Annotated in this window: 12 protein-coding genes; 6 read left to right on the forward strand and 6 right to left on the reverse strand. The window is 72.3% G+C overall.

Going from position 1 to position 16,504, the window contains the following annotated elements; translation table 11 throughout:
* Positions 1–530: 530 nt before the first annotated feature.
* Positions 531–2,510 (reverse strand): vWA domain-containing protein, encoded by a 1,980-nt coding sequence (locus AAH991_RS17615; protein ID WP_346226922.1) that lies wholly within the window; start codon positions 2,508–2,510, stop codon positions 531–533.
* On the reverse strand, positions 2,507–3,916 hold the full coding sequence (locus AAH991_RS17620) for a sigma 54-interacting transcriptional regulator (protein WP_346226923.1): 1,410 nt from the start codon (positions 3,914–3,916) through the stop codon (positions 2,507–2,509). The genes AAH991_RS17615 and AAH991_RS17620 overlap by 4 nt, the downstream gene beginning before the upstream one ends.
* A gap of 186 nt (positions 3,917–4,102) precedes the next feature.
* Between AAH991_RS17620 and AAH991_RS17625 the strand changes: the two genes are divergently transcribed.
* Genes AAH991_RS17625 through ilvA form a run of 3 tightly spaced genes read left to right on the forward strand, consistent with a single transcriptional unit; the run spans position 4,103 to position 7,600 of the window.
* Positions 4,103–5,392, forward strand: a complete 1,290-nt coding sequence (locus AAH991_RS17625) for an FIST signal transduction protein (RefSeq protein ID WP_346226924.1) — start codon at positions 4,103–4,105, stop codon at positions 5,390–5,392.
* Complete coding sequence (locus AAH991_RS17630) at positions 5,389–6,357, forward strand: ROK family protein (RefSeq protein ID WP_346226925.1); 969 nt, start codon at positions 5,389–5,391, stop codon at positions 6,355–6,357. Before AAH991_RS17625 ends, AAH991_RS17630 begins: the two co-directional genes overlap by 4 nt.
* A gap of 28 nt (positions 6,358–6,385) precedes the next feature.
* Positions 6,386–7,600 carry a threonine ammonia-lyase gene (gene ilvA / locus AAH991_RS17635; protein WP_346226926.1) on the forward strand — a complete coding sequence of 405 codons (1,215 nt, stop codon included), beginning with the start codon at positions 6,386–6,388 and terminating at the stop codon, positions 7,598–7,600.
* A 16-nt stretch (positions 7,601–7,616) separates the two neighbouring features.
* On the opposite strand, the gene AAH991_RS17640 is transcribed toward ilvA, so the two are convergent.
* The 3 genes from AAH991_RS17640 to hppD all read right to left on the reverse strand — a co-directional run bounded on the left by AAH991_RS17640 (position 7,617) and on the right by hppD (position 10,926).
* Entirely contained in the window at positions 7,617–9,077 is a 1,461-nt protein-coding gene (locus AAH991_RS17640) for a M1 family metallopeptidase (protein WP_346226927.1), read from the reverse strand.
* A 181-nt stretch (positions 9,078–9,258) separates the two neighbouring features.
* Positions 9,259–9,765: an RDD family protein gene (locus AAH991_RS17645; protein WP_346226928.1), complete on the reverse strand. Its 507-nt coding sequence runs from the start codon at positions 9,763–9,765 to the stop codon at positions 9,259–9,261.
* A 57-nt stretch (positions 9,766–9,822) separates the two neighbouring features.
* Complete coding sequence (hppD, locus tag AAH991_RS17650) at positions 9,823–10,926, reverse strand: 4-hydroxyphenylpyruvate dioxygenase (protein ID WP_346226929.1); 1,104 nt, start codon at positions 10,924–10,926, stop codon at positions 9,823–9,825.
* A 96-nt stretch (positions 10,927–11,022) separates the two neighbouring features.
* Between hppD and AAH991_RS17655 the strand changes: the two genes are divergently transcribed.
* Both AAH991_RS17655 and AAH991_RS17660 read left to right on the forward strand, forming a co-directional pair.
* On the forward strand, positions 11,023–11,490 hold the full coding sequence (locus AAH991_RS17655; protein WP_346226930.1) for an Lrp/AsnC family transcriptional regulator: 468 nt from the start codon (positions 11,023–11,025) through the stop codon (positions 11,488–11,490).
* A 162-nt stretch (positions 11,491–11,652) separates the two neighbouring features.
* Positions 11,653–14,103: a transglycosylase domain-containing protein gene (locus AAH991_RS17660; RefSeq protein WP_346226931.1), complete on the forward strand. Its 2,451-nt coding sequence runs from the start codon at positions 11,653–11,655 to the stop codon at positions 14,101–14,103.
* Positions 14,104–14,107: 4 nt separating this feature from the next.
* Here AAH991_RS17660 and AAH991_RS17665 read toward each other — a convergent pair whose 3' ends face one another.
* Positions 14,108–15,451 (reverse strand): FAD-binding oxidoreductase, encoded by a 1,344-nt coding sequence (locus tag AAH991_RS17665; protein WP_346226933.1) that lies wholly within the window; start codon positions 15,449–15,451, stop codon positions 14,108–14,110.
* 148 nt (positions 15,452–15,599) lie between these two features.
* Here AAH991_RS17665 and AAH991_RS17670 point away from each other — a divergent pair, with 148 nt between their 5' ends.
* Positions 15,600–16,496, forward strand: a complete 897-nt coding sequence (locus tag AAH991_RS17670; RefSeq protein ID WP_346226934.1) for a LysR family transcriptional regulator — start codon at positions 15,600–15,602, stop codon at positions 16,494–16,496.
* Positions 16,497–16,504: the final 8 nt, after the last annotated feature.

Genomic DNA, 16,504 nt, shown 5'->3' on the forward strand with positions numbered 1-16,504 from the left:
CTGATCGGCCCCGCAGTCGCCCGGACACGCTCGTCGCGGGACGCGTCGGACGCCGGGGCACACGCGGGAGCTACTTCCGGCGACGGGGGCGGTTGTGGACCGCCATCTCGAACAGCACCGTGGTGACGACCATGAGGACGACGAGGCCGACCGCTGCGAACATGGGAGCGCTCCTTCCACCGGCATGTGGAACGACCAGCGCGAACAGGGGATGCCTGTCTATCGTCCGCCGATTGCAACCCGGTCGGCAATCGATTATCGATTTCCCGGGGCCGCGGCCGTCCGTCTCCCCGCTCACGTCCGCCGCCCGGTGCCTTCCCGGTCCCCGCCGGTCCTGCGGCTTCGCGACACGCCCCCCGACCCGCGCCGATGTGCTTAGCCATGCCCGGCAGGCAGGCGGCGAACCGTCCACCGGTCCGCCTCCCGCGCGGAGCCGGCACCCGGCGCAGCGCGTGGACGGCCCCGACGCCGAGGACGACGACGCCGGCGTGCGTGTGACTCAGGCGGCCGCCGGCCGCCGGCTCGGCCGCTCAGCGGGTGCGGCGGGCGCGCAGGAAGTCGCTGACGACGTACTCGCCGAGGCGGTCGGCGCTGGCGGAGAAGACGCGGCCGCCGTTGCGGCGGGCGACCTCGTCCACGAACTCCCGCAGCCGGTCGTCGGCGGCCAGCATGAAGACGTTGATCGTCGCGCGCCGCCTGGTCATCTTGTCGACCTCGGCGAGCGTCAGCGTCAGCGTCTCCTGCGACGGCGGCCACTCGAAGCGCGGCACGCCGTTGCGCATCAGGTGCGCCGTCGGCTCGCCGTCGGTGACCACCAGGACCACCGGCTCGAAGTCCGGGTGGCGGTCGAGGTGCCGGCCCGCGATCAGCAGCGCGTGGTGCAGGTTCGTGCCCTGGACCATGTCCCATTCGAGCCCGGCCAGCTCGTCGGGCCGCAGCACCCGGGCGTAGTTCGAGAACCCGATGATCTGCACCGCGTCCTGGGGGAACTTCGAGGCGACCAGCGCCTGCAGGGCGAGCGCGGTCTGCTTGGCCGCCGCCCAGGTGCCGCGCAGGGCCATCGAGTAGGACAGGTCGACCAGCAGGCAGACGGCCGCCGCCGAGCGCCGCTCGGTCTCCACGACCTCGAAGTCGTCCACCGACAGGGTCACGGGCGCGCCCCCGCCCTGCCGTACGCCGTTGACGACCGTACGGACGACGTCGATGGGCTGCTCGTCGCCGAAGCGCCATGGGCGGGTCGAGCCGGTCGGCTCCCCGGCCGTGCCCGCGTCGCGCTGGTCGTGGTCGCCGCGGCGGCCCGAGTCGAGCGAGGCGAAGACGCGGCGCAGGGCGGTCTCCCCGAGGCGGCGTACGGCCTTGGGCGTGAGCTCCAGCTTGCCGCGGTTGCGCCGCAGGTAACCCTGGGCCTCCAGCTCGCGCTCGACCTGTCGCAGCGCCTCCAGGTCGTCCACGGCCGAGCGCCCGAGCGCCCGCCGGATCGCGGCCTCGTCGATGTCGTCGAGCCGGGCGCCGGGGTAGTCCTGGCGCAGCGCGCTCTCCAGGTCGCCGAGGTCGGCCAGCTCCTGCAGGGCCGTCACGGCGTCGCCCATGCCCATCGGCTGCTCGCCGGACACCCGTTCGGGGGAGCCCCAGGCGAGGTCGGGACGGCGGGCGTAGAGAGAGTCGCCGAGGCGCCGCATCTGCTCGGCCAGGCCCGCCTGCTCCAGCGTCTGGTCGATCAGTCCGGCCAGTTCCTCGCGCTGCTCCGGGGTGAGCGAGGCGAGCAGCCGCTGCGCGGCGGCGGCGCGGCGGGCGAGCTGGTCGACCAGCTCATCCAGGTTCCGGGGGTTCTCGGGGAACATGTCCCCGTATTTCTGCATGAACTGGTCAAAGTCGTCCTGGGTGTGCTCGCCCCGGGCGTCGCGGTCCAGCATGTCGTTGAGGTCCGACATCATCTGCCGGACCCGTTCCATGGCGGCCGGGTCGGGGTTGGCCAGCGCGTCCCGCATGCCGCGGAACTGGCTGTCGAGGACCTCCCTGCGCAGCAGGTCGCGCAGCTCCTCGAACGTCTGCCGCGCCGCGGCCGATCGCCAGTCGTAGCCGGCCAGCTCCTGGACGGCCCGTGAGGTGTCCGAGGGCAGCGCGTCGAGCATCGCCTCCCGGAACCGGGCGTCGTCGGCCGGATCGGGACTGCGTTCTCCCGGGGGGCGACCCCCGGACCCCCGCTGGAGCTCGGCCCGCTCCTGGCCGATCGCCTTGTCGAGCAGGACGCGCACGCGCTCCAGCGTGCCGTCGAGCCGGGTGTTGTCCCGCAGTTCGCGGCGCCGCCGCCGTACCTGGCGGAGCAGGTCGTCCAGGCCGCGGCGGTCGGGAGCGCCCGGCAACCCGCGCCGCAGCAGGTCGCGCAGCGCGTCGAGCGGGGTCGAGCCGGACAGGACGGCGTCGCCCATCTCGTCCAGCGCCGAGCGCACGTCGTACGGCGGAGCCAGCGGATCCGGCCCGTCGTGGTACTCCCGGTAGAAGTAGCTCACGTCCGGTACACCGCGGCGCCGTCGGTCTCGTCCTTGGACAGCCTGCGCATCAGGTAAAGCCCTTCCAGCGTGAACTCCAGCGCCGCGGCGGCGTGGCCGGGCGACTCGTCGCCCTCGCCCATGCCGAGCCGGGCCATGATCTTCGACAGGCCCTCGACGCGGCCGATCCTGCGCAGCAGCTCGTGGGCCGGCACCAGCTCGCCCGACTCCACCTGCGCGCCCTCGCCGAACCTGTCCAGCAGCGGCGCGAGGTCGGCGCCGCCGAGCGAGCCGCGGAACGTCTCGGCCGTCGCGCGGCGCAGCAGGTGGGCGAGCACCTCGATCTCCCGCCCCTCCTCGCTGACCTCGAACTCCACCTTGCCGCGCAGCGTGTGGACCACGCCGGGCAGGTCGCACACGCGGGTGACGGGCCGCTCCTCCCCGGTCAGCGCGGCCCGCCGTACGGCGGAGGCGGCGGCGGTCTCGGCGGCGGCGATCGAGAAGCGGGCCGACACGCCCGAGCGGGAGTCGACCGCGGTCGACTCGCGGACCAGGCGGGTGAACCGGGCGATCACCTCCACCAGGTGGTCGGGCAGGTCCGCGCCGAGATCGCCGAGGTCGGCCTCCTGGCGGATCAGGACCAGCTCGTCCTCGACCGTACGGGGGTAGTGGGTGCGGATCTCCGCGCCGAACCGGTCCTTGAGCGGAGTGATGATCCGGCCGCGGTTGGTGTAGTCCTCGGGGTTGGCGCTGGCGATCAGCAGGATGTCGAGGGGGAGCCGCAGGTTGTAACCGCGGACCTGGATGTCGCGCTCCTCCAGCACGTTGAGCAGCGCCACCTGGATGCGCTCGGCCAGGTCGGGCAGCTCGTTGACGGAGAAGACGCCGCGGTTGGTCCGGGGGACCAGGCCGTAGTGGACGGTCTCCGGGTCGCCGAGCGTGCGGCCTTCGGCGATCTTGATGGGGTCGACGTCGCCGATGAGGTCGCCGACCGAGGTGTCCGGGGTGGCGAGTTTCTCGCCGTACCGGTCCTCGCGGTGCTTCCACGCGACCGGCAGGTCGTCGCCGTGGTCGGCGGCCAGCCGGCGGCACCGGACGCAGACCGGCGCGTACGGGTGGTCGTTGATCTCGCAGCCCTCGACCACCGGCGACCACTCGTCGAGCAGGCCGGTGATGGTGCGGATCAGGCGGGTCTTGCCCTGGCCGCGCTCGCCGAGGAGCACGAGGTCGTGGCCCGCGATCAGTGCCCTCTCCAGGTGGGGCAGGACCGTGTCGTCGAAGCCGACGATGCCGGGGAACCGGGCCTCGCCGGCCCGCAGCCGGGCCAGGAGGTTCTCCCTGATCTCGGCCTTGACCGTTCGGTATCGGTGTCCACTCTCGCGCAGTTCACGCAGAGTGCTGGGGGCAGGCGTGGGCGATTTGTGCACGGAGTCGAGCCTACGTCCCCATCAGGTGATCCGGCAGCCGACTTTCAGGGAACATGGCTGAGGGGGATAACGGCTGGGGGACACGACCCAATTGGCCGGGCGGCCCGTGCGTTGACCTCCGTTCAGTGGGGAGAATCGGCCCAAGGAAACAGTCGCGGAGGAAGAGAGGGCGAGACTATGGCGGTAATGACGAGCCGCTTCGCCGACGGTCTCGCCGTGGGCCCGAACCTGGTGGAAGCGGCCGAGACCGCCGTACGCCAGGCGTTGGCCGGCCTGTCGGGTCCGCCAGATCTTGTGTGCTTCTTCATCTGCGGAGACGACCCCGACGACGTGGCCAGAGCCGGCCGGCGGGCGATGTCCGTCGCGTCCGGAGCCGACGTGATCGGCTGCAGCGCGACCGGCGTGATCGGGCACGGCCAGGGCGTGGAGCTGACCCCCGCCGTGAGCGCGTGGGCGGCGTCCCTCGGCGGGGCCAGGATCGACACCTTCGCCCTGGAGACGCTCCGGACGGAGGACAGGTTCGTGGTCGTGGGGCTGCCGGAGCGCGTCCCCGACGACCGGGCGGTGATCCTGCTCGCCGACCCCTACAGCTTCCCCACGGACGCGTTCATCGAGCACTCGCACGAGGTGCTGGGCAGCCTGCCGATCGTCGGCGGCCTGGCCAACGGGCTGCAGGGCCGCGGCTCGGTGCGGCTGTTCGCCAACGGGGAGGTCCACGACTCCGGCGCGATCGGCGTGGTCATCGGCGGTCAGGTGAACGTCGGCACCGTCGTGAGCCAGGGCTGCCGGCCGATCGGGCCGTCCATGGTCGTCACCCGCGCCGAGGACAACGTGCTGCTGGAACTCGCGGGCCAGCCCGCGCTGGCGCGCCTGGAGGACATCGTCAGCGCCCTCGACGAGGAGGACCGCGACCTGGTCGCCGCCGGCTTACAGATCGGCATCGCGATGGACGAGTACGCCGAGCGCCACGAGCGCGGCGACTTCCTGATCCGGGGGGTCATCGGGATCGACCCCGAGCGGGAGGCGGTGGCCGTCGGCGACGTGATCGAGATCGGCAGGACGGTGCGGTTCCAGGTCAGGGACGCCGAGGCCGCCGACGAGGACCTTTACGAACTGCTCGACGACCACCTGCGGGAGCACTCCGGCCGGGTCGAGGGAGCGCTGCTGTTCTCCTGCAACGGCCGGGGCTCGGGCATGTTCGACTCGGCCGACCACGACGCGCTCGCCGTACGCGAGACGCTGGGGCCGATCGGGGTGGCGGGGTTCTTCGCCGCGGGCGAGGTCGGGCCGGTCGGCGGGCACAACCACGTCCACGGCTTCACCGCGTCGCTGCTCGTCTTCTCCAGCGGCACCGATTTGTCCAGCGGCACGGGTTTCTCCGGGGGAACGGGCTTCTCGGGAGACAAGGGGTTCTCCGGCGGCACCGGGTTCCCCGGGGGCACGGGATTCCCCGGGGACGCGGGAGCGGGCGCGTGAGCGACCTCATCCTGGCCGTCGACATCGGCGGCACGAAGTTCGCGGCCGGCCTGGTGGACCCGTACGGGCGGGTGGTGACCGCCGAGCGGGCCGCCACCCCGCAGGGCGGCGACGCCGAGACGCTGTGGGAGACGCTCACCACGCTGCTCGACCGGCTGGACCTGCCCGCCGCGCTCGCCGGCGTGGGCGTCGGCTGCGGCGGGCCGATGACCTGGCCCGAGGGGGAGGTCTCGCCCCTCAACATGGGCGGCTGGCGCGGCTTCCCGCTGCGCGGGAGGCTGGCCGGGCGGTTTCCCGGCGTTCCGGTCCGCATCCACAACGACGCGATCTGCCTGGCCGTCGCGGAGCACTGGCGCGGCGCCGGGCAGGGCAGCGAGGCCATGCTCGGGATGGTCGTGTCGACCGGCGTCGGCGGCGGGCTGATCCTCGGCGGCAGGCTCATCGACGGCGGGACGGGCAACGCGGGTCACATCGGTCACGTGGTGGTCGACCCCGGGGGCCCGCCGTGCGGCTGCGGCGGCAACGGCTGTCTGGAGGCGATCGCCCGCGGCCCCGGCCTCGCCGCCTGGGCGCTCGCGCAGGGCTGGTCGCCGAACGCCGGGGTGACCCACGGTGAGCTCTACCGGGAGGAGGGGACGGCCACCGCGCGCCGCCTCGCCGCCGACGCCACGGCCGGCGACCCGATCGCGCTGGCCGCGATGGCCCGGGCCGGGCGCGCCCTGGGTGTCGCGATCGCCTCCGCCGTCAACCTGTGCGACCTCGACCTCGTGACCGTCGGCGGCGGGCTCAGCCAGGCGGGCGACCTGCTGTTCGCGCCACTGGAGGAGGCGCTGCGAAAGCACACCCGCATGGGGTTCGCCGGGCGGGTGCGGGTCGTGCCCGCCGCGCTCGGCCAGGACGCCGGACTCGTCGGCGCCGCCGCGCTCGTGGCGGCCGGCGACAGGTACTGGTCGCCGGAGCGCTGAGAGCGCCGGAACCTGTGATGATGGGCACATGGCTGTCCCACAGGTGACGTACGAGGACGTCGTCGCCGCACGCGAGTCGCTGTCGGACGTGGCGGCGCTGACACCCGTCCTGCATTCCCGGGTGCTGTCCGAGATCGTCGGCGGTTCGGTGCACCTGAAGTGCGAGAACCTCCAGCGGGCCGGGTCCTTCAAGGTCCGCGGAGCGTACGTGCGGATCGCGCGCCTGAGCGAGGAGGAGCGGGCCCGGGGCGTGGTCGCGGCCAGCGCGGGCAACCACGCGCAGGGCGTCGCGCTGGGATCGTCGCTGGTCGGGGCCAAGTCGACCGTCTACATGCCCGAGGGCGCGCCGCTGCCGAAGGTGGAGGCCACCCGGGCGTACGGCGCGGACGTGGTCTTCGCGGGGCACACGGTCGACGAGGCGCTGCGGGCGGCCAGGGAGCACGCGGACCGGACCGGCGCCGTCTTCATCCACCCGTTCGACCACCCCGACGTGGTCGCCGGGCAGGGCACGGTCGGCCTGGAGATCCTGGAGCAGCTCCCCGGCACGGCCACGATCGTGCTGCCCATCGGCGGCGGGGGCCTCGCGGCCGGGGTCGCGCTCGCGGTGAAGTCCCAGCGCCCGGGGATCAAGGTGGTGGGCGTGCAGGCCGAGCGGGCCGCCGCCTACCCCGACTCGCTGGCCGCAGGCCGTCCGGTCATGGTCGAGCCCACGTCCACGATGGCGGACGGGATCGCGGTCGGGCGGCCGGGCGACCTGCCGTTCGAGCTGATCCACTACCTGGTCGACAGCGTCGTCACGGTGTCGGAGGAGTCGCTGTCGCGGGCCCTGCTGCTGTGCCTCGAACGCGCGAAGCTGCTGGTGGAGCCGGCCGGGGTGGCGGGGGTCGCGGCGCTGCTCGACCAGCCGCACGCGTTCGAGCCGCCGGTCGTCGTCGTGCTGTCGGGCGGCAACATCGATCCGCTGCTGCTGGCCAGGGTGCTGCGGCACGGCCTCGCGGCGGCGGGCCGCTATCTCGCCTTCCGCATCCGGCTGACCGACCGTCCCGGGGCGCTGGCCGCGCTCCTGGCCCGGCTGGCCGACCTCGGGGCCAACGTGCTCGACGTGGTGCACGAGCGGTTCGGCTCCCGGCTGCACCTGGAGGAGGCCGAGGTCCTGCTGCAACTGGAGACCCGCGGTCCCGCGCACTGCGACGAGGTGCTGAGCGCGCTGCGGCGGGACGGCTACAAGCTGCTGTTCTCCTGATCCGGGGCGGTTCGGGTCACATGACCGGGGCGGGGCGCTTCGGCTGGAACAGCCAGGCGTCGAACAGTCCCTTGAGGTCCTTGCCCGAGACGCGCTCGGCCAGCGCGATGAACTCCCGCGTGCTGACGTTGCCGTACCTGTGGGCGTCGGCCCACGCCCTGATCAGCGGGAAGAACTTCTGGTCGCCGATCTCCCGGCGCAGCGCGTGCAGCGTCATGGCGCCGCGGTTGTAGACGGCGGCGCTGAACAGGTCGTCGGCGCGGGCCGCGCCCGGGGGATAGGCCCACATCGGGTCCGCCGCGTTCTCGTAGTAGCGCCGGAAGGCCGAATCGGCCGTGCCCTGACCGGTGTGCTCCGCCCACAGCCACTCGGCGTACGTCGCGAAGCCCTCGTTCAGCCACAGGTCCCGCCAGCGCCCGATGCTCAGGCTGTCGCCGAACCACTGGTGGGCGAGCTCGTGCGCGATGATCGCGGGCTCGGGCGAGAAGCCGCCGTAGATGGGCTTGGTCTGGTTCTCCAGCGCGTACCCCGCCGCGTAGTCGTCGATCACGCCGCCGGTGGAGGAGAAGGGGTAGGGCCCGAAGACGGTCGACCAGTAGTCGGTGATCTTCCCGGTCTGGGTGAAGAGGGTGTCCAGCGAGCCGCGGAAGGAGTCGGCCACGGCGGCGTAGATCGGCAGGCCCTTTGCGCTCGTGCCGGTGCGGACCTGGAACTTTCCGGTCGTCATCGTGGCGAGGTAGCTCGCCATCGGGTGCTTCTCCCGCCAGACGAAAGTCGTCTTGCCCGCCGTGGTCTGCGGCGTCCCGGCCATCTCGCCGTTGGCGATCGCGGTCAGCCCCTCGGGCACGGTGATCCGGAAGTCGTAGGTCGCCTTGTCGGCGGGGTGGTCGTTCGACGGGAACCAGGTCTTCGCGCCGTTCGGCTCGCACGTGACGAACGCGCCGTCCGGGGTGGCGATGAAGCCGTACCGGCCGAGGTTGGCGGTGTCGTGCATCGGTTCCGGCACGCCGGAGTAGTCGACCGTGACCGCGAAGCCGTCGCCGTTCCGGATCCGCTGGGCCGGCTCGATCACGAGCTCGTCCTGACTGCGGCTGAACGAGGCCGCCGCGCCGTCCACCGCCACGCGGCTCACGGTGAGCCCGTGCAGGTCCAGGTCGAACGACGTGAGGTCCTGCGCGGCCTTCGCCTCGATCGTGGCGCTGCCCGCGAGCTTCCTGGACGAGGGGTCGTACGACAGACGGAGGTCGTAGTGCCGGACGTCGTAGCCGCCGTTGCCGTCGCTAGGGAAGTCGGGGTCGCCGATGCCCGGGGCGCCCATGGTGCCCGTCGACGTGCCCACCCCCGCTGACGCGGGGGCGGCCGCGGCAGAGGACGGCGCGACCGCGCCCTGGGACGGCGCGCAGGCCGTGGCGGTTCCGACGGCCACCGCACAGATCAGGGCGGTGATCGGCGTCCTGGTCGGCGTCCTGGTCGGCATTGGGAACGGAGGAAGACGATGCGTGGCCATATGTCTGGCAACCCTATGCGAGGCGGCGAGGTGGTCCGGGTACTGACACCGCGTGTTTTCCCTGCTCGCAGGGGTTGCGCCTGGGGGGCGCCCGTCTCGGGGTTGCGCCTGGGGGGCGGCCGTCTCGAAGGTTGCGCCTGGGGCGGCCGTCTCAGGCGTCCACGACGAGCGTCCGGGCCGCCTTGTCGTGCAGGGCCTGCTTCCTGCGGTCGAACAGGATCCACGCGAGGTTCACCAGTCCGAGGCAGAACAACCAGCCCAGCACGATCTCCACCGCCTGACGGACCGCGATCGGCCCGGGACCGGCCGGCTCCCCGGTCTCCCGCACCACGCGCATGCCGAACACTCTTTTGCCGACTGTTTGGCCGTTCCAGAACGACTGGAGCAGCCAGTAGTAGAGGAACCCGATCAGCCCGACGAGGAGACCGTTGCCGACCGGAACCCGGGCCACCGCTCCCGTCGTGCCCTCGGACACGACCCGCCAGTCGTCCCAGGTGAGCGGCGAGGCGACGAGTCCGATGAGCACGGCGTCCAGGATCCCGGCGAACAGGCGGCGCCAGCGGCCGGCGAGCCGCGGCGCCGTCAGCCCGAAGGGCGGGGGTGTCCAGGGACTCCTCGGTTCCTCGTACGGGCTTCCCGGAGGCGGCGGTGTTCCCATGGCTGAATGGTCACCCCGCCGCCCTTCGGTCAAAGCCGGGCAGGCGCAAAGGGTGCGTCAGAGGGTGCCGCGGCGTGCCTGCTCGCGCTCGATGGCCTCGAAGAGCGCCTTGAAGTTGCCCTTGCCGAAGCCGAGGGACCCGTGCCGCTCGATGAGCTCGAAGAAGACGGTCGGGCGGTCCACCACCGGCTTGGTGAAGATCTGCAGGAGGTAGCCGTCCTCGTCGCGGTCCACGAGGACGCGGCGCTTCTTCAGCTCCTCGACCGGCACGCGGACCTCCCCGATGCGGGCGCGCAGCTCCGGGTCGTCGTAGTAGGAGTCGGGCGTGTCGAGGAACTCGACCCCCGCCGCGCGCATGGCGTCCACGGTCGTCAGGATGTCGTTGGTGGCGAGCGCGATGTGCTGCACGCCAGGACCGCCGTAGAACTCCAGGAACTCCTCGATCTGGGACTTCTTCTTGCCCTCGGCGGGCTCGTTGAGCGGGAACTTGACCTTGCGGGTGCCGTCGGCGACGACCTTGGACATCAGCGCCGAGTATTCGGTGGCGATGTCGTCGCCGATGAACTCGGCCATCTTGGTGAAGCCCATGACCTTCTCGTAGAACTCCACCCACTCCTCCATGCGCTCGACGTTGCCGACGCAGTGGTCGATCGCCTGGAAGAGCCGGCCGTTCTTCACGGCGGGCGGCGCGACGATGGGCTCGGCCGCGACGTATCCCGGCAGGTAGGTGCCGGTGTAGTTGGCGCGGTCGATCAGCGTGTGCCGGGTCTCGCCGTAGGTCGCGATGGCCGCGACGACGACCTTGCCGTGCTCGTCCTCGACCACGTGGGGCTCCTCCAGCCCCCGGGCCCCGTTCTCCAGCGCGTGCCGGTAGGCCGTCTCCACGTCCGGCACGTCCAGCGCGAGATCGATGACGCCGTCGCCGTGCTCGGCCACGTGCCGCGCGAGCGGCGTGCCCGCCCGTACGGCTCCGCGCAGCTCGAACCGGGCCGAGCCCGACAGGAGGACGTACGCCACCTCGTCGCGGCTGCCCGTCTCCGGCCCCCGGTAGGCCACCAGGCGCATCCCGAAGGCGGTCGAGTAGTAGTGCGCGGCCTGCTTCGCGTTGCCGACGGCGAAGACCACCGCGTCCATGCCGTGAACCGGAAAGACATCGTTCATGTGACAAGCGTCCGTTCGCATGGCCAATTTGTGCAACAGTGACTCAAATAGGTGGACAATGTGCTCAGCCTTCGCTTCGGACAAGGGGAAATCGTTATGACGATTGACCACCTCGACGCCCGACTTGTCGCACTGCTGGCCGCCGAGCCCAGGATCGGCGTGCTCGAGTGCTCCCGCCGGCTGAACGTCGCCAGGGGCACGGTGCAGGCCCGGCTCGACCGGATGGCCGCGAGGGGGGTCATCACCGGTTACGGCCCGGACATCGATCCGGCCGCGCTCGGCTTCGACGTGACGGCGTTCGTGACGTTGCACATCAGGCAGGTCGCGGGGCACGTGCCGGTGGCCGACCAGCTCGCGCTCATCCCCGAGGTCCTGGAGGTCCACACGATCACCGGCGGCGGGGACATGTTCTGCCGCGTGGTCGCCCGCAGCAACGCCGACCTCCAGCGCGTCATCGACCGGATCGTGGACGTGCAGGGCGTCGTACGGACCGAGTCGGTGATCGCGCTCGACACGCCGGTGCCGTACCGGACCCTTCCGCTCGTCCGGGCGGCCGGAGGCTGACCGCACGGGTTTTCCACACGTCCCGCCGTGGGCCAGGCTTTTCCACAGACGTCGCGGGAAGTGCCGGACCACCGATGGCCATCGTTTACCGTGTTCCTATCCGCCCAGCTCAGGGGCACAAACGGGCGTAGCGGGGGTATCGGACTTATCGGGGGTCACAGCGTGGACAGCGCCGAGGAGGGCCCGATCGAGGAGGGCGCCGTGGATCCGCGGGCGTCACTCGGCGGCCCGAACGGGGGAGGCGGCGAAGGCGGCCGCGCGCCGGAGCCTCGCCGGCGAAGACGGCTGCCGCGCGTCCTGCTCGTGAGTCTGGCCACCGCGATCGCCGGGCTCGTCGTGTTCCTCGCCGTGGTGTGGGCGCTGACCCCCATCCCGGACAGCACCCAGGAACTGGCGACGGCCCAGGGCTCGGTGATCTACTACCGGGACGGCAAGACCGTCCTCGCCAACGAAGGCGTCAACCGCAAGAACGTGCCGCTCACGCAGGTCCCGCAGGCCGTCAGAAGCGCGGTGATCGCGGCGGAGAACCGCACGTTCTATCAGGACCAGGGCGTCTCCGTGTCCGGCACGGCCCGCGCCGTCTGGTCGACGATCACCGGCCGCCAGCTCCAGGGCGGCTCGACCATCACCCAGCAGATGGTCCGCAACTACTACAGCGGTCTCGGCCAGGAACGATCCATCGCGCGCAAGCTCAAAGAGGTCATGATCGCGCTGAAGGTGGATCGTTCCATGCCGAAGGACTGGGTGCTGGAGCGCTACCTCAACACCATCTACTTCGGCCGGGGCGCGTACGGCGTCCAGGCCGCCGCGCGGGCCTACTTCGACAAGGACGTGCAGAACCTGACGGCGGCCGAAGGCGCCTATCTCGCCGCCGTGATCCAGCAGCCCACCCGTTTCGCCAACCCGACCGGGGCCGCGCTCGACGCGGTGAAGGCCAGATGGGCGTCCGTGGTCCGGGGCATGCGCGAGATCGGCGCGATCAGCCGCGAGGAGGCCGGCGCGCTGGTGTTCCCCACGCTCGCCAAGCAGCGCGCGCCGCTGTCCCTCGGCGGCCAGAACGGCTACATGCTGGCGCAGGTGCGCGCCGAGCTGAACCGGCTCGGCTTCACCGACGAGGACATCAACCACGGCGGCCTGAAGGTCACCACGACGTTCGACAAGAAGCTGATGGCGCAGGCCCAGCAGGCGGTCAAGTCGGTCCTGCCGGAGGACACCCCCAAGAAGGTCCGCACCGGCCTGGCGGCCGTCGACCCCGCGACCGGCGAGGTCGTCGCCTTCTACGGCGGACGTTACGAGACCAACCAGTACGACAACGCCTTCTCGGCCAAGGTCCAGGCCGGCTCGACCTTCAAGCCCTACACGCTGGCCGCCGCGCTCGAAGCCGGCTACGGGCTCGACACGCTGGTCTACGGCAACTCACCCATCCGCGTCGGCGCCACCGACATCCCCAACTCCGGCGGCAAGTCGTACGGCTCGGCGATCACGCTGCTCGAGGCGACGCAGTACTCGGTCAACACCGCCTTCGTGGATCTGGGCCAGCGGATCGGCATCGACAAGGTCGTCGCGGCGGCGCGGGCCGCCGGGATCCCCGCGGCACAGCTCGCCCCGCACCAGGGCGCCGCCACGCTGCCCCTCGGTGTGGCGTCGGTGAGCGCCGTGCAGCAGGCCTCCGGGTTCGCCACGTTCGCCGCCGGGGGCATTCACCACGAGCCGCACGTGATCCGGGCGGTCACCGACGGCACCGGGCTCACCCGCAGGTTCGCCCCGCCCGGCACCCGGGCCTTCAGCGAGAACACCGCCGCCGACACGACGTACGCGCTGGAGCAGGTGGTGCGCAGCGGCACCGGCAGCGCCGCGGGCCTGTGGGACCGCCCGGTGGCGGGCAAGACCGGCACGACCGACGAGTCCGCCGCGGTCTGGTTCTCCGGCTACGTCCCCCAGCTGGCCGTCGCGGTCGACATGTTCCGCGACGACAACAAGCCGGTGACCGTTCCCGGCTACGGCGAGCTGTACGGCGGCACGCTGCCCGCCGAGATCTGGAAATCCTTCATGAGCACCGCCATGGAGGGCAAGCCGGTCCGGGAGTTCCCCGACCCGGTCACGTGGAACCCCTACGACTGGAACACCTACGGCATGGCTCTGCCTCAGCCGAGCGGCGTTCCCACCGCCTATCCGTCCGGTCCCTACCCGTCGGGTCCGCCCGGTGCCGATGGCCCCTACGGACCGTACGGGCCGGGGGGAGCGGTGGTGCCGCCGGACCAGGACGTGCCCGGCGCGACCACGGACGCGGAGGAGGAGCAGCAGGGCACGGCCGGCCAGGACCGCGAGGCCGGCCCGCGAGGTGGCGCGAACGGAATCGACGGGGTGACGGGCCCGGCCGGCGCGGCCCGTGCCCGCGACTCGGGTGCCGCGGACGCCGCCCCCGGGCCGGCGAACGACAGATCCGACGCGGGCGCCACGGGAACGGGCGCAAGAAGGGCCCCGGGCGCCGCCACGGGTCCCGATACCAGGCGGACCGGCCAGACCGGCCAGGACGGTCATGGTGACCAGCCCGCACCGCTCACGCAGGTCCCCGGGCCCCAGCTACCGGTCGCCCAGGTTCCCGCCCGCTGACGGCTCAGAAGGGCAGTCCCGTGGCGGGCGGCTGTGACTCTTCGGCGGCGAGAACGGGGAAGTTGCCGCGGAAGACGCCATGGGGGTCGTGGCGGCGCTTGGCGCCCCGCAGGCGCTTCAGCACGGCGGGGGTGAAGGCGTCGGCCACGCTCTCGCGGGGGTTGAGGAAGGTCAGGGGCTTGCGCCCGCCGACCGGGAGGGCTTCGGCGAGTGCGCGCTGCCTGGCCGTGATCGCCTCGGCCGTCGCCGGGTCGGCCGGGACGCCGAACAGGTAGAGCGCGTAAGGCTCGGCCAGCGGTCCGTGCGGGCTGTCGGAAGGGCGGGCGAACGCGCCGCCCAGATGGCGGATCTGCACGCTCATCAGCGGAGCGACGGGATCGGCGAGCAGCGTCTTGGCCGTCGTGTCGTCCAGCCGGGTCAGCAGCTCAGCGCGGGAGGAGCCGGCGCCGGGCTCCGTGGGCTCGGCGGTGATGGACCCGAGCTCGGAGACCGGCATGGTCCGCCGGGTGTCCGACAGCGGCCGGGGAAGGCGCTCCAGGGGAGCCAGCAGATCGCGAGCCTCGGCCGCCTCACCGAGGTATGCGGCGTCCACCGCCACCATGGGAGCGGAGCCGGGGAATTGCAGCAGATCCAGCCAGACGGTCAGCTCGTCCGGAGCGCTGGCGGTGATCCGCCGGTAGGCGTCCAGGACGTCCGGCGCGTGTTCGGCCGGCCACAGCACCCGCCCTCCGTAGAGTCGTGGCGCGGGGTGGAGGGACAGCTCCAGGGCGGTGACGACGGCGAAGTCGCCGCCTCCGCCGCGCAGGGCCCAGTACAGGTCGGGGTCGGTTTCGGCGGTGACGCGCCGCTGTCGTCCTTCGGCGTCGACGATGTCGAAGGCGGTGACGCTGTCGGCGACCCAGCCGTGGGCCCGGCCGAACCAGCTGAGCCCGCCGCCGAGGGCGACGCCGGTGACGCTGACGACCGGAGAGCTGCCCGGCAGGCCGGTCAGGCCGTACGGCGCGGCGGCGGCCTGCAGGCGACCCGAGGACACGCCGGCTCCGACGCGGGCGCGCCGGGCGGCCGGATCGATCTCCACGGAGTCCAGCGGCCTGGTGCGCAGCAGGACGGCGCCGTCGGTGCGGCCGGTCGCGCCGTGCCCGTTCGGCTGGGTGGCGACGGTCAATCCGGCGGTGCGGGCGTGCCGGACCAGCGCGGCGACGTCGTCGGCGTCGGCCGCCTCCACCACGGCCGCCACCGGTTGTTCGACGGCCAGGTTCCACGGACGGCGGGAGGCGTCGAAGCCGGAGTCGCCGGTCAACCAGACCCGCCCGCGAACGGCGGAGCGCAGGGCGTTCAGAGCGTTCACGATCATCTTCTTTCCGTGGTGGCAGGCCGGACGGCTTCGGCGGGGCCGAAGAAAGCCGCGGACCTGTCCCACTCTCGGGCCGAGCGCAGAGCCGATCAACGCGGTCCTGTGCAATGATCGTGAAGCCTGAGTTAACGATGGGGGCGTGATGCTGGAGCGGCACGAGCTGGAGGCGTTCCTCACCCTCGCGGAGGAGCTGCACTTCGGCCGCACCGCCGAACGCCTGCGGGTGTCCACCGCCCGGATCAGCCAGACCATCGCCAAGCTCGAACGCCGCGTCGGCGTCCCGCTGTTTCACCGCACCAGCCGCAGGGTGGAGCTGACCCCGCTGGGCCGCAGACTGCATGAGCAGACGCGACCCGCCTGGCACCAGATCACGTCCGCCTTCGAGCAGGCCGTCGCCGAAGGCCGCGGCGTCATCGGCACCCTGCGCGTCGCCTTCGTCGGCGCCGCGGGCGGGCAGCTGCTCGTCGGGGCGGCCGAACTCCTGCGGCGGAGCGAGCCCGGTTGCGACGTCCAGCTCCGGGAAGCGCAGATGGTCGATCTCATGCCCTGGTTGCGCGCCGGGGAGGTCGACGTCGCGCTGGGCACCTTCCCCGTCGAGGAGCCCGGCATCGTCACCGGGCCGGTCCTGGTGTCGGAGGCGCGCCTGCTCGCGGTGCCGTCCGGGCATCCGTTCGCCCGCCGGGAGTCGGTCTGCCTGGAGGACCTGGCCGGGGTTCCCCTGCTCCAGCTCCCCGGCACGCTCCCGGATTCCCTGCGGGAGGATCGCACCCCGCGCACCACGCCCTCCGGACGGATGATCGAGCCCGGCCCCGCCGCGGCCACGTTCAACGAGATGCTCACCCTCATCGGGGCAGGTCACGGGGCCTTTCCGGTCGGCGCGCAGGCCAGGCGCTACTACGCCAGGCCCGACGTCGCCTACGTCCCGTTCAGCGACGCTCCACCGCTGGAATGGGGTCTGCTGTGGAGAGCCGACAACTCCACCGCACGCGTCCGCGCCTTCGTCCGGGCGGCGGGCGATCGGCTCCGCGGCCCCCGCTGAGGGTGGCC

Source organism: Microbispora sp. ZYX-F-249 (assembly GCF_039649665.1).
Classification (GTDB): domain Bacteria; phylum Actinomycetota; class Actinomycetes; order Streptosporangiales; family Streptosporangiaceae; genus Microbispora; species Microbispora maris.

What these genes read in the sequence shown, in the direction of transcription:
- ilvA (WP_346226926.1), top strand. Translation starts at nt 6,386, where the DNA reads ATGGCTGTCCCACAGGTGACGTACGAGGACGTCGTCGCCGCACGCGAG.
- AAH991_RS17670 (WP_346226934.1), top strand. Translation starts at nt 15,600, where the DNA reads ATGCTGGAGCGGCACGAGCTGGAGGCGTTCCTCACCCTCGCGGAGGAG.
- AAH991_RS17655 (WP_346226930.1), top strand. Translation starts at nt 11,023, where the DNA reads ATGACGATTGACCACCTCGACGCCCGACTTGTCGCACTGCTGGCCGCC.
- hppD (WP_346226929.1), bottom strand. Translation starts at nt 10,926, where the DNA reads ATGAACGATGTCTTTCCGGTTCACGGCATGGACGCGGTGGTCTTCGCC.
- AAH991_RS17625 (WP_346226924.1), top strand. Translation starts at nt 4,103, where the DNA reads ATGACGAGCCGCTTCGCCGACGGTCTCGCCGTGGGCCCGAACCTGGTG.
- AAH991_RS17645 (WP_346226928.1), bottom strand. Translation starts at nt 9,765, where the DNA reads ATGGGAACACCGCCGCCTCCGGGAAGCCCGTACGAGGAACCGAGGAGT.
- AAH991_RS17640 (WP_346226927.1), bottom strand. Translation starts at nt 9,077, where the DNA reads ATGCCGACCAGGACGCCGACCAGGACGCCGATCACCGCCCTGATCTGT.